Raw genomic sequence first — 13,518 nt, 5'->3', positions numbered from 1 at the left:
AAGAAAAAAAATGAAAGCGTTGCTTTGCAAGGCTTTCATTTTTTTCTTGTGGCTCGTTTGATCGGCAATTGCTGTAAATATCAAATCATTGCTAAATTGAGAGTAAACCCTCATGTTGCAGACTATGAACTCCCCGATGGACAAATTTCTAGATGAGAATATGAGCGATCGCGCTACCTATGAACTGATGGCAAAAGCGATCGCCTTTATCCGTCAAAACCATCGGGAACAGCCAGACCTCGCTGCGATCGCTCAACAGGTACATCTGAGCGAATATCACTTTCAGCGCTTGTTTACCAAATGGGCGGGGATTAGTCCTAAGCGATTTTTGCAATATCTGACGGTGGAATATGCTAAGTCCAAAATTGCAGAAACTAGGAACCTATTGGAATTGATGGGAGATATGGGGTTATCTAGTGCGGGGCGATTGCATGACTTATTTGTGAACCTCGACGCGATGTCACCGCACGAGTTTAAAACTGGTGGTGCGGATTTACAGATTTGCTTTGGTATCCATGAAACCATGTTTGGTGATTGCTTGATTGCCATCACAGAGCGAGGTATCTGTAATTTACATTTTCTCGATGGAATGGATAATCAATCTGCCGCATTAATGCTGCGAGAGGAATGGTCTAAGGCGGAAATTATTTACGATTGCAAAATTACCCAACCAATTAGCGATCGTTTATTTAGCAATCTTCCTAATCTGAATACTGTTAGTCAACCACCCCTCACTCTCTACGTCAAAGGCACTAACTTCCAAATCCAAGTCTGGCGAGCTTTGCTACGAATTCCCTTTGGAGGGATTACCACTTATCAGGGCTTAGGGCGATCGCTTGGTCGTTCTAATGCTGCCAGAGCGATCGGTAATGCTGTTGGCAGCAATCCCATTAGTTTCATCATTCCCTGTCATCGCGTCATTCGAGAATCGGGTGAGTTAGGTGGCTATCGCTGGGGATTGGAGCGCAAGACCGCAATATTGGGTTGGGAAGCTAGTTGTCAGAATTTAAGGATCTGTGCAAAATAAATTACCAAAACCCGTAAAGTTGCGCCTCTGTGGGGCGCAACTTTACGGGTTTTGGTTTGTAATTAACGCCAGTTTTTGCCATTTGCGGTGTGCGAAGCACGCCGCAAATGGCGAAAACTGGCGTTAGTTAATATTTTAAAAGCCAAAACAGTAAAAGCCTCGCAAAGCGAGACTTTTACTGTTTTGGCTCCTAGATAGGGTCTGCTGCGCGAACCCTATCTAGGAGATGGTTTGAAATTAATCCTAACTGAGGTTATTTATCTTTATTTTCTTTGAGCATCTTGGCATATTCTTGATCCGCCAAATCTTGCTCAGTGGTGTAGGCAAGATTATTTTGATCAATCGCCTCTTGCTTCATGGCAAAAGTACGCGCAAAATTTAGCTTTTCGCGCAGAGTTGATGATGCATTTTTTAATTGCTCAGCACGGGATGCCCGTTTTTGGTTGCGATCGCTTATTCCGCCATTCAAATACTGCAACACAAAATAGCGCACCAAAGGCGTAGACAGGAACAAGATGGCATAACCTAGCAAGAAACCATAGGCGGCTTTGATAAAACCTAAAAATCCCACCAGAGATGTGGCTAATCTAGGATTACTGAGCAGACTACCTAGATATAGCGAGGCGACTAGATAAAAAATGCCTAAACCGATCGCTAAAGCAATTTTGCCGTGAGGGGCTTGGCTAAATTTCCAGAGTTTTTCTTGCAAATAAGAACTGGTAGTCTTGGCTTTGCGCTCGGAGGCAACTTTTTGTAATTCAGGAAACTTATAGGCAAGGGTTCCTGCATCGCTGACTTCGGGGAACCCGTTAAATTTTGATAGGACGGGAATCACAAAATATTCATCACCCTCTAGACGGCTAGTTTCATCAAGGTAGGGCGCAATTTGCTCAGCGACAACCACACCGTTATTGCTGCGAATCATGGTCGCAATCTCGCGCCAACGGCGTTCTTCGAGATCAGAGTTAGGGTTACCATCACCAAATAAAAATGAAAATACGCTTTCTAAAAAGCCCATTTCATTGGGATCACGTTGACGAACCTGTTCTGGCTCGTAGTAGTAAGGATCAAACATGATGAATGGGTTGCCGAAAGGATTGCCCCACCCGCCGAGCCAAATAAATCCACCGCCACCGCCGCGATTATCGCTACGGCGATCATCGCGATCATTGTCGCTGCGTCCTTGACTTTGGATGGCGATCGTCGCGGCAATAATGCCCAGTACCACGATCAAAATCGAGACAATCAGCAAAATGCCAAAGGAAATCCGAATTGCGTAAAACACCCATTTCCAAGCACCCTTGAGCCATTCTTTGACCTGTAGCCAAAATGAACGACTGACAAGGACTTGACGGAAATTTGGCGCAAATTTGTAGGCTACCTCGCCCGACTCGGCAACTTGGAGATTGCCACCAGTTTCCGAGGCAAGTGCCAGCACTTCGCGCTGTGCTGTATTGAGATCAAGTCCAGACTGTGCCGCCACATCACCTATCGTGACCCGATAGTTGAGCTTTTCGACGGCTTCCATCACTGCTGTACGCGGAGCCATATGCTTTCCCTAATCGAACTTCTAAGACTATTATGATGGAAATAGTTAACAACTAGCGCATCAGCAATTTTAGGATATCCGTCATGCAGCAAGAACCAATGCGATCGCCTGCAAATCAAGATTTCATTTCAGAGTCAACAGGGGATGATGATTCTGAGTTTGTGTTAACGGCTGAACAGGAAGCCGCCATGCTAGCCGAGTATGGCAATATTGACGATTCTCAGTTTGATCTTCAAGATCCTGACGATCAGACTGATCCCAAGGATGGCAAAAATTTAACCCCCAAAGATGCCCCAAGCTCTGATTTCCAACATTTTCATAATCATTACATTGGCAACATGGATCTGTTGGCTGACAAAACAACTGTGATGAAATATCTTGATGCCCATCAGGGTTGGTTTCGTCGATGCGCTCATCCTTTTAAGGCTGAGCCAATTGGTAACACTGGCTATGCGATGGGGATTGGCAAAGTCGGAGCTTTGGGGTTTCAGGTGGATGCCAGAGTGGGGCTAAATTTGCTACCCCCCGATGATAATTGCGTTTATCGGATTGTGACGATTCCAATTCCTGAGCAGAAACCACAGGGCTATGAAGTGGATTTCCAAGCGGAGATGCGCTTAGAGGAGAAGAAACTGGAACTAAGAGCAGGAGAAAAGCTAGGCAATAACCCAATCATCACCTCGATTGAATGGGATTTACATCTTACGGTTTCCCTACATTTTCCTGCTTTTATTCAGCAATTGGCTAAGGATATGATTCAGAAAACAGGTGATAGTGTGTTGGGATTCATTGTGCAGCGTGTTTCCAAAAGCTTGACCGCAAAAGTGCAAGATGACTTCCATAAGACCCATGAGATCAAAGTTCCCAAACAGATTAAGCTCCGAAGATAACCTTTGTCCAAGGAAAAAGGAAAAAGGAAAAAGGAAAAAGGAAAAAATGCTTTATACTTTTGCGATTTTGCTTGCGCCAGCACTAGATGAGCGACCGTTGGGAATTACAGGTAAACCTATTCAATATTTGCAATGCGATCGCCTGATTGCGGCGATCGAGCCAGACATTGATATTGATGCGCTGAAACTATTGCCAGAGCCATCTCTGATGCAAGTAATTATTCAACACGATCGCCTAGTTTGTGAGTTGTTTAATGAGCGCACGCTTTTACCTTTGCGTTTTGGAACGGCGTTTGTTTCCATTGCGGCTTTGGAAACTTATTTGCAAACAGAATCAGAAAGACTATTAGCAAGTTTGGATAGACTAGATGGCTATGCCGAATTTCTAATTACTGGTTCAGCGATCGCCCCCAAAGTGGAAGCTGCTACGAACCTCAAAGGTAAGGATTATCTCCTAGCTAAGCGATCGCAATATTTGCAACAGGAACAATGGCGATCGCAGTTACAAGAGGAGGTTCTCGACTATCGCCAGACGATTACGGATAACTTAAACCCTGATCTCTATAAGCCTGAATTTCAGCATGTGGAAACTCAAGGCTCAGAGGATGTGCGCGTTTATGCATTGTTGCCGCGATCGCAGGTTGAGGATTTACAAGTAGCCTTGCGATCGTGGGAAGAGCAACATTCCCATTGGCAGATCTCATGGAGTAATGCTCTGCCACCCTATCATTTTTTGAATTAATGAATCTATAGGAGATCGCTTGGCTGACTTGCCCAACAATTAATCTAGCGATCTATAATGCTGTCAAAACTTCCCGCAATCTAACCCCATGTCTCAAGATCTGCTGACTCAGATTTATAACGCTTGAGTAGTTACGCTTAGAGACACACAGTAACTATCGATTAATCGAGCCATAAGATAACCTCAGTTCGGGTTAATTTCAAATCACTTCCTAAATAGGGTTCGCTGCACGAACCCTATTTAGGAGCCAAAACAGTAAAACCCTCGCGAAGCGAGGGTTTTACTGTTTTGGCTCCTAAAATTTTGTAGCTTATCCCGAACACACGTTAAGATAACGTCATTTCGACGAAAGCGAAAAATGGAAAGAATCGCTAAGCGATTCTTTCCATTTTTCGCCATTTGCGGCGTGCGAAGCACGCCGCAAATGGCTATATCGAACTCACGTTAAGATAAATTTTGAAAGCGATGTCTATCGTCAATAGGAGCAGTTTATTAAATCGCAGAATCCTTACCACCAGATCTCTATACCTTAGAAGAAAAACTATGGGCTTTGAGAATTGCTGCCACAAGAAATGCATAGGAAAGACCGCCCACTATTGCCAATAGCCAAAAACTGACTAAGGCACTCGTATTCCAAAGGGCATGAAGGAAAGCCGAACTGAGATATCCAATAGTGAGAATTTGCCAACGGAGGGAAGGTTTCATAATACTCAATCCAATGAAATAGCCGAAATAACCGCTATATGCCATATGACCAGCTACTGAACCAAGTACACGGGGAATCAATAATTGCAAACCAGTCAGTTCCGCAATCTCAGCACCACCCGCTTGATTTGCTACACTCTGAATAATACTCGGTACATATAAGCCCAAGGTTTCCGTCAGCGTAAAACCCACTGCTGAAGCTGCACCAATTAAGATTCCATCTAAAGGTTCGCTAATACCCACACGCGATCGCCATTTTTTCCCCAGACGTAACCCTAAAAACCAGAGCGCAAACACTGGCAAAGCTTTGAGCAACTCCTCCATCATGCCCGCCCCAAAAAACATCGCAATCAAAACACTGATAAAGCTAACTTGCCCCGTTGGTGCAGTCCCTGGTAAAACCTTGTAAAAGAACCAGAAAAAAATATTTAAAATGGGACTTCTGAGAATCAATGCTGTAAATATCGCTGCGCCTAAAATGATCCACCAAGGTTTATTTTTGCCACAAAGTTGATAGACAAAATAATAGGCGGCAAGGCTGATATATACGGAAATTGTGAGGTTAAATAATTGCGGTTGCCCCAAAAAAGCAAACATCAATACCACAAATCCCACTGTCGCAATCCCTGGTAAGAGATAGGCTTTTTTCCACAAATCATTTCCCGTGGAGAAAATTGGTAAGAGTTTCGTGAGGGTAATGCTGGTAATCTGCGATCGCGGACGTTCCCTAACATCTGTTTCTAAAGTTGTGTCGGGACTAGCCTCTAATTCAAATACAAATTGGGGACCATCTTTAGTTAGTTGGATGCGATCGCCATGTTTGAGTAGATAGCAGCTATACAAACGGTGATCGTTGATAAATGTGCCGTTAGCACTATCAAGATCGCAAATTTCCCACCCCACAAACTTTCGCATAGCATCTTGACGTTTGTTCTGATCCGCAAAAAGAGGACGAATTTCAGCATGGCGGCGCGACACTGAGCCATAGATATTGATATCGATCGCCACTTCACAACTAGGATCGCGCCCCAAGGTAATCGAGCGATCGCCCAAAGTCGCCACAATTTCACCGCGATCAACATCTTGGTGATCGGCAGAAATTTGCTTGAGAAAAGCTATAGGAGTAAGGCGATCATACATAGCTTCATTTATATCACTAGTAATGTGCCTTACTATGCGATCGCCTTTACTAAATCAGAATTCTTTCTATGTCTAACTCTGAAGCCGCAAGCGCCAATTGTGCAATATCGCTCAAATCCTTAATATAAGGCAGAATGCCTAAAATGGGAACCGAAGCAAGTCGCGAAATCATCTGTGGCGGAGCAAGTTCTTCAATCTCTTCCGTAGAATAAACTTGAGAACAACTCAGCACAATCCCTCTGAGCTTCACCTTTTGCATATTCGCCAAAGCTACATTGGCGATCGCCTGAGAGATCGCACCTAAACGCACAGGCACAACCAAAATAGTATCTAAAGCCCAATCTCGCGCCAAATCTGCCACGATATACTCATCGGTAATTGGTGAGCCTAAACCACCCATAGCCTCAACTAATAGGCATTCCTTCTGTTGTTGCAATTTTTGGAACTGTTGCCAAATTATCCCTAAATCGATGGGTTTTCCTTCTTTATAAGCCGCGATCGCAGGAGCGATCGGCGTTTCAAAATACAAAGGTGTAATTTCGGCAAGGGTTTGCGAAAGATTAAAAGTCTGATTATAAAACTCGCGATCGCCTTCTCCTGATTGCAAAGGCTTGTAAATACCGAGAGATTTACTAGGTTCGGTTGGAGATACATTGCGATCGCGATAGGTCAACCAATAAGCCGCTAAAGCTGCTGTTAAAACAGTCTTCCCTACACCCGTATCACTGCCAACAATCAATAGAGGTTTTATCATTTAGTTAATATTCAGTAAAGTCTGGCTAAGTTCTATTTGTAATATTTATCAAGCTTAAATCTTAGTTTAGGCGATCGCCTTCACATGAGTAATTTCCCACTTAATCATTCTGAGATTTTGCCATAGTAATATGGTTTATACTTCGGTAATGGTTCATTCTTTTCGATCGCAAGCTCTATTAGAATTTCGATCAGTTCCTTAGCATTTTGTAGTGCTTCAGAATAGGTTTTGCCATGAGTGCAAGGTTGGTTGATGTTGGTAAAGTCTGGCAAGAAAACAACAAAGCATTTATCTTCATCAGACCATTGCAGTGTAATTGTGTATTTCATAGGTTCTCAAATTAACGGTACACAATTAACTCCTAGCCCACTCATTTGACGAATATGCTCATCAAAAGAAACAATGGTAGGTATCTCTAATCGTTGAGACATAACTAATAGTGAACAGTCTGTATAACTCCATGTTTTGTCATTGTACCGTTGAAATGATTCCCATACACATGTATCATCCATCTCAGATAGAGCAATATAACGATGTTCGTTTCGTAATAGATGACCAATAGTGATTGAGTCTTTAATAGAAACTTTGACACGAAGCCAAGTGACGGTTTCATCAAAGACCGTTGAGATGATTACCCATTTTGTTTTAGGATTGGCGAAAAAGTAATCGCGTATTGCTTTATGGTGTTTTTCTGAGCCGACAAAAAAGGCTATAAGTGCTGATGTATCAAGAATAACTTCTAACATGAGAGATTCCCATACAAAATATCGTCAATCTGTTCAGCATAGTTTGTTTCAATAGTGGAAACATCGACGATATTCGTTTCTTTTAGCTGTGAAATTTGCAGTTTACCGCATAGTTGCCAAGTTTGTGTTTGTAGTAGAGTTGGTTCACTATTAAGATATTGCTGAACTGCCTTCGCAACAATTTCTTGCAGGGAGAAGCCTGTTTGTTTGATTTTTGGTAGAAATTCATCGGGAATATCAACTGTAATTTGCATTGCTTAATTACCTGTATTTATTGATTACATTCTAGTTTATGCGATCGCCCTCACATGAGCAATTTCGCGATCTCAAATTCCTAAGGAATACCCCTCTGCACAAAAAATTTGCTGCTCTTACTTGAATTTTCATAAAACAAAGATTATTGTCATAGTTAAATACAAAAAAATCAAAAATGTAATCAAATGAGTATTGATCCTCAATCACTAACTCCAGTATATGTAACAGAGGAGATAAACCAACCATTGACTCTCTACGAAGGAGACATGAAATTTATTGGAAAACAAGGAGATCGGGATATCGTAGCTCATGGAACTGGAGTCGTAAAACTTAATTGGTTTCCCACAACAAGAATCAAATATTCTTTTGAATCTAACGATAGTGTTGCGTTTAATTATGAAAAACCACATGTTTTAGAATTGGTCAATTTAAAGGTTTCCTGTAAGGCTAATGCCACTAAATATCAATTATCGGTAGGAATAAAAACAGAGGTTTCAGGCTTTTTACATGAGCCTGCTGTTATCACTTCTAATTCAAATCTTTCCTATGTAATATTTCACCTCACAAATTTTCATAGCTGTCAGCTTTTATTAGAATCAAATGGATGGAAAATAACGATTGCTCCAGTAGAAAAAATCAAAGAACTGACTAACTCTCTAGAAGATGATGGCGGATATGCAATTACCCATGTAGCTAAACTTGAAAAGAGCAACAAACATACATTTACCTCTGAAGAAGCACTAGATATTTTAAGTGGTTTATCATCTTTTCTATCATTTGCTAGAGGATTATGGGTAGGACTTTTACTGCCTATTGGTTTTAATGCTGAAAATATTCCTACATGGGAAATTTGGTATTCTTCTACAGCATCCGCATACCAACGAAATATAACTTCGTGGTTCCCAGTTCAAAGACCTGAAAATTTAACAGAAGCTTTTGTAGGATTTATGAATCTTTGGGAAGATTCAGATTGGCAGCAGCCACTACAACTTGCTATTCACTGGTATGTAGAAAGTAACCTTCAGGCAGGAGCTATTGAAGGTTCAATCATCTTGACTCATTCAGCCCTTGAACTTTTATATGAACATCGAATCGGTAAATATATTAATGATTCTGCTGATAAGAAACTAGTGAAGCTTTTTGAAATGTCAAAACTTCCTACAAGTCACACTGATACTAAATTGGAGTATATTACTGACCTGCTAAAATTTGCTGAGGGAAAGAAAATTAGTATACCTAAGGCAATTACGGAAGTTCGTAATAGGCTTACGCATCTTAACCAAAAGAAAAAAGTACATCCCACAAATATAAGAAAACAGTCTTGGCGCTTAAGTTTGTGGTATTTAGAGCTTGTTCTTTTAGATCTTTTTAACTATCAAGGTGTCTACAAAAATCGTTTGAGATTCTCTTGGGACGGGGATTATGACGAACTACCTAAAGGCTCGATTCATAATCATTTAGTTTAATAAAATCGCTCTTTTACTCTCAACCGATGTTGGATTTTGGAGGTCGCTTATTAAAATAATAGTTATAACCGATAGAGTTGATCAAGTCACTTCACAAACTGCGATCTCTAATCATCAAAGAGATAAATAGTGATCGCTAAATTTATCTCTTTCTGCTCTTTTGCGTTCTAGTTTCGTTAGTCTCTGCTCTAAATCTATCTTGTCAGACTCAATTGCATCGGATAAATGCGATCACCATTAATCTCAACTAATAGATTTGAGCGATCGCATTCTCATTTATTCACTATCCCAAACAGCGCAGAGACTCCAACATTCCCTTTGCTTTATTCAAGGTTTCTTGATATTCCTTCTCAGGATCAGAATCAGCTACCACACCAGCACCCGCCTGAACACTAGCCGTTCCATCCTTCGTTACCATTGTCCGAATCGTGATGGCTGTGTTTAGCTGACCTTCAAAGTCATAGTAGCCATAGGCTCCAGCATAAGTACCTCGGCGATCGCCTTCTAAGTTATGGATAATATCCATGGCTCGAATCTTTGGCGCACCGCTTACCGTACCCGCAGGGAAGCAAGCCTGAAGCAAATCCCAAGCTGTCTTTTCGGGACGAATTTCGCCAATGACGTTGCTGACGATATGCATCACATGGGAATAAAGCTCAATCGACATCAATTCATCGACTTTCACCGTGCCACTTTTGCAAACACGACCGAGATCGTTCCTGCCCAAATCTACGAGCATCACATGTTCGGCAACTTCCTTCGGATCGGCAAGTAAATCCTTGGCTAGTTCGGCATCTTCCGTCGGTGTTGCCCCTCTAGGGCGCGTTCCAGCGATCGGGCGGAGGACTGTACGCGAGACACCATCGATTACTTCCGCTTTGACCATAATTTCAGGGCTAGAGCCAATTAGCTGCCAATCTTTGAAGTTAAAGAATGCCATGTAAGGCGAAGGATTTACTACTCGCAGAGAACGATACAAGCTAAATGGCTCACCCTTAAATTCTGTTGTCAATCTTTGTGAAAGCACCACTTGGAAGACATCACCAGCCTTAATATGCTCCTTGCCTTTTTCCACAGCTTGACAGAATTTTTCGCGAGTAACGTTACTGGTGTAACTCACAGGAGGTTGCAAGCGGGGGTTTGTCCAAGTAATCGCTGTTTTGTGACGATCCAGCGGCGATCGCAGTTTATCCACCAGCACCGTCAAGCGATCGCAAGCTGATTTATAGGCAGTTTCCAGATCATTGCCAGTACTTAAATCTGCATAGGCGATCGCCCAAATTTTACGTTTGACCTGATCGAACACTAGCAAACTATCCACTTGCATCCACACCCCATCAGGCGTGTCTCCCTCTTGGCAAGAAAATACAGGTACTTTCGGCTCGATCCAATTAATTAACTCATAGCCCCAATATCCAAATAGTCCCCCTAAACTGGGCGGCAACTGTGGCAAATGCACAGGATGGATCGGTGCAAGGCAATTATTCAAATGCTGAAAGGGATTGCCTATAAATTCCTTTATTGTGCCATCACGAAATGTCTGCGTGGTGCGATCGCCTCTTGCTTCTAGTACCCATAGAGGATCGCAACCCAATAAGCTATAACGACCAAGCCTCTCGCCGCCTTCCACTGACTCTAATAAAAAACTGTAGGGTTGACCTTGACAGACACGATACCAAGCCGAAACAGGCGTATCAAGATCGGCAACCAGTTCCATATATACAGGTACAAAGTTACCTTTGCTAGCAAGCTCAATAAAGTCAGAATACTCAGGGAAAATCATGCGATCGGGATTTCTAAGAAATTTGTTACAACTGATCTAAGATTTTATCGTGGTTTTCAGAAATACTATAAAATTCGTGAAAGCTAGAAATTTGGGATTTCAAATCATATTGCAAAGAAAGTTTTGCTATAGCAATCCTAAATAGGTTGTGAGAGTGCGCCCCAAAGGGGCGCACTCTCACAACTTTCAAAATCTTACAACTCATTTAGGAGCGCTATATGTCATTGTGTGTCTTGGTATTACCCTTATTGGGTTTGGTTTTTAATACACAAAAGTGTGACCAAACTTTTGTGAACTGGTATTTAGAGCATAAGTACCTGTGCAGAATAAATTACCCAAACCTGTAAAGTTGCGCCCCGCAGGGGCGCAACTTTACAGGTTTGGGTTTGTAATTAATTATGCCCATCTACTTAGTGGAATTATTCTGGTTCCATAGCAGATCTATTCAAGCACTATTCATAAATTTGATTAACAAAAAATCTGCTGAAGACATGAAGAATCAGTTGATTTTTGTAAGTGCTTACGTGAAATATGCTGTGGTTAATCAGCATCATTGCGCCGACCTAATTTTTGACCATAGCAAAGCGATCTCCTCTCCACTCAATCTCAACAACCTGCGATCGCCTCAATCGCAACCCATCAAAAAGCGATCACCCCTCAACTCAATCTTAAAAACCCGCGATCGCCTAAAACCCAAAAACTTTGACAAACAAGGTTAATCATTTCGCCTGTACATAGCTCTAGCTGTAAGAGGAAGCTTTTGGCTTAATAAGCCCAAACTACGCAAATTCTTCTTAATCTTCCTAGCTTGTGCAATCTCCGCAGCTTCTTCAATTCTATCAGCCAACATTTTATAGTTAAAGTACTTATAGACCTTAAAGCCATGCTCTAGAATCAGTTTTGGGGTAGCACCTGGTTGATCGCTTTGTCCATAATGATTTGATAAATGGTGAATTTGTATTCCAACCACTCCATTACCACGCGCAATAGACTGTTCAATCTCATAGTTGACATATTTTCTATTCGCAGTTTGATTTCCAATGAAAACAACAGTGACGCTAGTGTTGTAGAGTGCATTGTCAATCATTCTTTTAATGTTGGCATCACCCTTTTTTTTAGCATCTTCCCAAAGTGAGGCATCTTGAAATCCAGCTGCTGCACAGCCTGTAATGTTAGGAATACTTCTAATCTGATTTATGCGCCAAACGTCGCGTTGATAGTGAAAGCTGAAGAATACTCGTCTAGCCATTATTTCCCTCCTGTTGCTGCAATAATTACTATGATAATGATAATTGTACTGAAGATAGTTCCATGAAAAATCTTAAGCGTTATTGAGAAGCAAGTTGAAAACCAAGAATCAACCTTGTCCTCATAAACATCGGCGTTCATAGAAAAGTCTATATCGTCAATTTTCTTTTTTGCAACTACTTGGTAGAGCTTCCGATAAAGTCTTTCTTGACGAAGAAAATAACCATCTAGAGACCAAAAAGTTACACATGGGAAATAGGCTAAATATACAAAGAATGAATTTGAATCCTTGGCGGCAAGTGCAAAAAGTGCCGATGTCAAAGTAACGCTCCAACCCTTAATCAAAAAAGAATTTCCTGCCATTCGGTTTATAACGCTTTGAACCATCTCAAGGTGTTTCAACTTAGCTTCCAAAGATATACCTCGTTCTTAGTTCTAACAACTTTTTGACTTTAAATTTATTTCTCGGTTAAATAACATCATAGTACCAGTCAAAAGTCATACAGTGACGCGACTTACTGATGATTTAAGAATTTTATTCTCCAAACCTCTAAACAAATTCACCTCTTTATCATTTGCCCTATTTAAAAACTTTGGCAACCAATACATAGCCTTTTTCACCTGCTGCGATCGCTCAATCAACTTACCTTCAAGCACATTGATCACATATCGCATTCCCAACCTAGGAACTAGATACCTCAGCCAAACCTCAATCTCACTAGCATCAGCAACCTCTAACCCTCTTTCCAGCAAATCCTGAAAATATTTCTTACTTTTAAGTGTAGAATTAGCAACCCTTAGCGCCTCAACAATATCTTTTTCAAGCAACAGACAAACATGCTCAAACTGTTGATCTTCTGATAGGCTCATCAAAGCTTGAGAATTATGATTTTGCAAATCTATAGAACTTGTCATAATGATTTTCCTAGCCTATCTAAAATTCGACACTGAACAAACTTCTAAACTGCCCTAATTGAAACTTCTCCTCAGGAAGACAAGCATTACTTCTAGCATCCGCAGGAGGACGATAGTGACCCGACTCATTCGTCCATTTTCGCAAAATTCCGCGAGTTGTTCGCCCTGAGAAAGGGTGCGACCTCAATACAATACAATTATTAGACAGCAGCAGGAAACCCATACTGATTGAGATTGTCCCAGAATTGCTCCCAACGAGTAGAAGTTAAAACTAAAGCTCTTAAACTCAAAATTATGC

At 41.5% G+C, this 13,518-nt stretch carries 16 protein-coding genes; 5 read left to right on the top strand and 11 right to left on the bottom strand.

Annotated elements, in window-relative coordinates; all coding sequences use genetic code 11:
- The first annotated feature begins 124 nt into the window (after positions 1-124).
- Positions 125-1,027 carry a bifunctional helix-turn-helix domain-containing protein/methylated-DNA--[protein]-cysteine S-methyltransferase gene (locus VB775_RS23980; protein ID WP_407072982.1) on the top strand — a complete coding sequence of 301 codons (903 nt, stop codon included), beginning with the start codon at positions 125-127 and terminating at the stop codon, positions 1,025-1,027.
- Positions 1,028-1,280: 253 nt separating this feature from the next.
- Here the strand turns inward: VB775_RS23980 and VB775_RS23975 are convergent, their stop codons facing one another.
- Positions 1,281-2,576, bottom strand: coding sequence for a hypothetical protein (locus tag VB775_RS23975; RefSeq protein ID WP_281009280.1), 1,296 nt, complete (start codon positions 2,574-2,576; stop codon positions 1,281-1,283).
- 83 nt (positions 2,577-2,659) lie between these two features.
- Between VB775_RS23975 and VB775_RS23970 the strand changes: the two genes are divergently transcribed.
- The gene (locus VB775_RS23970) at positions 2,660-3,466 is read left to right on the top strand and encodes a DUF1997 domain-containing protein (protein WP_281009279.1); all 807 of its coding nucleotides are present in this window, start codon (positions 2,660-2,662) and stop codon (positions 3,464-3,466) included.
- 46 nt (positions 3,467-3,512) lie between these two features.
- Positions 3,513-4,208, top strand: a complete 696-nt coding sequence (locus VB775_RS23965; protein WP_281009278.1) for a GvpL/GvpF family gas vesicle protein — start codon at positions 3,513-3,515, stop codon at positions 4,206-4,208.
- Positions 4,209-4,730: 522 nt separating this feature from the next.
- On the opposite strand, the gene VB775_RS23960 is transcribed toward VB775_RS23965, so the two are convergent.
- From VB775_RS23960 to VB775_RS23940, 5 genes are all read right to left on the bottom strand, one after another.
- On the bottom strand, positions 4,731-6,053 hold the full coding sequence (locus VB775_RS23960) for a PrsW family glutamic-type intramembrane protease (RefSeq protein WP_281009277.1): 1,323 nt from the start codon (positions 6,051-6,053) through the stop codon (positions 4,731-4,733).
- Positions 6,054-6,102: 49 nt separating this feature from the next.
- Positions 6,103-6,807: a dethiobiotin synthase gene (bioD, locus tag VB775_RS23955; protein ID WP_281009276.1), complete on the bottom strand. Its 705-nt coding sequence runs from the start codon at positions 6,805-6,807 to the stop codon at positions 6,103-6,105.
- Between the two features lie 104 nt (positions 6,808-6,911).
- Positions 6,912-7,136 (bottom strand): type II toxin-antitoxin system HicB family antitoxin, encoded by a 225-nt coding sequence (locus tag VB775_RS23950; RefSeq protein ID WP_103667913.1) that lies wholly within the window; start codon positions 7,134-7,136, stop codon positions 6,912-6,914.
- A gap of 6 nt (positions 7,137-7,142) precedes the next feature.
- Entirely contained in the window at positions 7,143-7,553 is a 411-nt protein-coding gene (locus tag VB775_RS23945; RefSeq protein ID WP_281009275.1) for a type II toxin-antitoxin system VapC family toxin, read from the bottom strand.
- The gene (locus VB775_RS23940) at positions 7,547-7,807 is read right to left on the bottom strand and encodes a hypothetical protein (RefSeq protein WP_281009274.1); all 261 of its coding nucleotides are present in this window, start codon (positions 7,805-7,807) and stop codon (positions 7,547-7,549) included. Before VB775_RS23940 ends, VB775_RS23945 begins: the two co-directional genes overlap by 7 nt.
- 186 nt (positions 7,808-7,993) lie before the next feature.
- On the opposite strand from VB775_RS23940, the gene VB775_RS23935 reads away from it, so the two are divergent.
- Positions 7,994-9,274, top strand: a complete 1,281-nt coding sequence (locus tag VB775_RS23935; protein WP_281009273.1) for a hypothetical protein — start codon at positions 7,994-7,996, stop codon at positions 9,272-9,274.
- Positions 9,275-9,557: 283 nt separating this feature from the next.
- On the opposite strand, the gene trpE is transcribed toward VB775_RS23935, so the two are convergent.
- Entirely contained in the window at positions 9,558-11,057 is a 1,500-nt protein-coding gene (gene trpE, locus VB775_RS23930) for an anthranilate synthase component I (RefSeq protein WP_281009272.1), read from the bottom strand.
- A gap of 398 nt (positions 11,058-11,455) precedes the next feature.
- Between trpE and VB775_RS23925 the strand changes: the two genes are divergently transcribed.
- Positions 11,456-11,776, top strand: a complete 321-nt coding sequence (locus tag VB775_RS23925) for a hypothetical protein (protein WP_281009271.1) — start codon at positions 11,456-11,458, stop codon at positions 11,774-11,776.
- Here VB775_RS23925 and VB775_RS23920 read toward each other — a convergent pair.
- The 4 genes from VB775_RS23920 to VB775_RS23905 all read right to left on the bottom strand — a co-directional run bounded on the left by VB775_RS23920 (position 11,773) and on the right by VB775_RS23905 (position 13,407).
- The gene (locus VB775_RS23920; RefSeq protein WP_281009270.1) at positions 11,773-12,306 is read right to left on the bottom strand and encodes a TIR domain-containing protein; all 534 of its coding nucleotides are present in this window, start codon (positions 12,304-12,306) and stop codon (positions 11,773-11,775) included. The genes VB775_RS23925 and VB775_RS23920 overlap by 4 nt on opposite strands.
- The gene (locus tag VB775_RS23915) at positions 12,306-12,719 is read right to left on the bottom strand and encodes a hypothetical protein (protein ID WP_281009269.1); all 414 of its coding nucleotides are present in this window, start codon (positions 12,717-12,719) and stop codon (positions 12,306-12,308) included. Before VB775_RS23915 ends, VB775_RS23920 begins: the two co-directional genes overlap by 1 nt.
- An 84-nt stretch (positions 12,720-12,803) precedes the next feature.
- The gene (locus tag VB775_RS23910) at positions 12,804-13,220 is read right to left on the bottom strand and encodes a hypothetical protein (protein WP_281009268.1); all 417 of its coding nucleotides are present in this window, start codon (positions 13,218-13,220) and stop codon (positions 12,804-12,806) included.
- A gap of 19 nt (positions 13,221-13,239) precedes the next feature.
- On the bottom strand, positions 13,240-13,407 hold the full coding sequence (locus VB775_RS23905; RefSeq protein ID WP_281009267.1) for a hypothetical protein: 168 nt from the start codon (positions 13,405-13,407) through the stop codon (positions 13,240-13,242).
- Positions 13,408-13,518: the final 111 nt, after the last annotated feature.

Source organism: Pseudanabaena sp. CCNP1317, assembly GCF_034931345.1.
Classification (GTDB): domain Bacteria; phylum Cyanobacteriota; class Cyanobacteriia; order Pseudanabaenales; family Pseudanabaenaceae; genus Pseudanabaena; species Pseudanabaena galeata.
The sequence above is the reverse complement of the archived record's forward strand: the minus strand, read 5'-3'. Positions and strand labels throughout refer to the sequence as shown.

What these genes read in the sequence shown, in the direction of transcription:
- VB775_RS23960 (WP_281009277.1), bottom strand. Translation starts at nt 6,053, where the DNA reads ATGTATGATCGCCTTACTCCTATAGCTTTTCTCAAGCAAATTTCTGCC.
- VB775_RS23920 (WP_281009270.1), bottom strand. Translation starts at nt 12,306, where the DNA reads ATGGCTAGACGAGTATTCTTCAGCTTTCACTATCAACGCGACGTTTGG.
- VB775_RS23910 (WP_281009268.1), bottom strand. Translation starts at nt 13,220, where the DNA reads ATGACAAGTTCTATAGATTTGCAAAATCATAATTCTCAAGCTTTGATG.
- VB775_RS23925 (WP_281009271.1), top strand. Translation starts at nt 11,456, where the DNA reads ATGCCCATCTACTTAGTGGAATTATTCTGGTTCCATAGCAGATCTATT.
- VB775_RS23935 (WP_281009273.1), top strand. Translation starts at nt 7,994, where the DNA reads ATGAGTATTGATCCTCAATCACTAACTCCAGTATATGTAACAGAGGAG.
- VB775_RS23945 (WP_281009275.1), bottom strand. Translation starts at nt 7,553, where the DNA reads ATGTTAGAAGTTATTCTTGATACATCAGCACTTATAGCCTTTTTTGTC.
- bioD (WP_281009276.1), bottom strand. Translation starts at nt 6,807, where the DNA reads ATGATAAAACCTCTATTGATTGTTGGCAGTGATACGGGTGTAGGGAAG.
- VB775_RS23980 (WP_407072982.1), top strand. Translation starts at nt 125, where the DNA reads ATGAACTCCCCGATGGACAAATTTCTAGATGAGAATATGAGCGATCGC.
- VB775_RS23950 (WP_103667913.1), bottom strand. Translation starts at nt 7,136, where the DNA reads ATGAAATACACAATTACACTGCAATGGTCTGATGAAGATAAATGCTTT.
- VB775_RS23965 (WP_281009278.1), top strand. Translation starts at nt 3,513, where the DNA reads ATGCTTTATACTTTTGCGATTTTGCTTGCGCCAGCACTAGATGAGCGA.
- VB775_RS23940 (WP_281009274.1), bottom strand. Translation starts at nt 7,807, where the DNA reads ATGCAAATTACAGTTGATATTCCCGATGAATTTCTACCAAAAATCAAA.
- VB775_RS23970 (WP_281009279.1), top strand. Translation starts at nt 2,660, where the DNA reads ATGCAGCAAGAACCAATGCGATCGCCTGCAAATCAAGATTTCATTTCA.
- VB775_RS23975 (WP_281009280.1), bottom strand. Translation starts at nt 2,576, where the DNA reads ATGGCTCCGCGTACAGCAGTGATGGAAGCCGTCGAAAAGCTCAACTAT.
- trpE (WP_281009272.1), bottom strand. Translation starts at nt 11,057, where the DNA reads ATGATTTTCCCTGAGTATTCTGACTTTATTGAGCTTGCTAGCAAAGGT.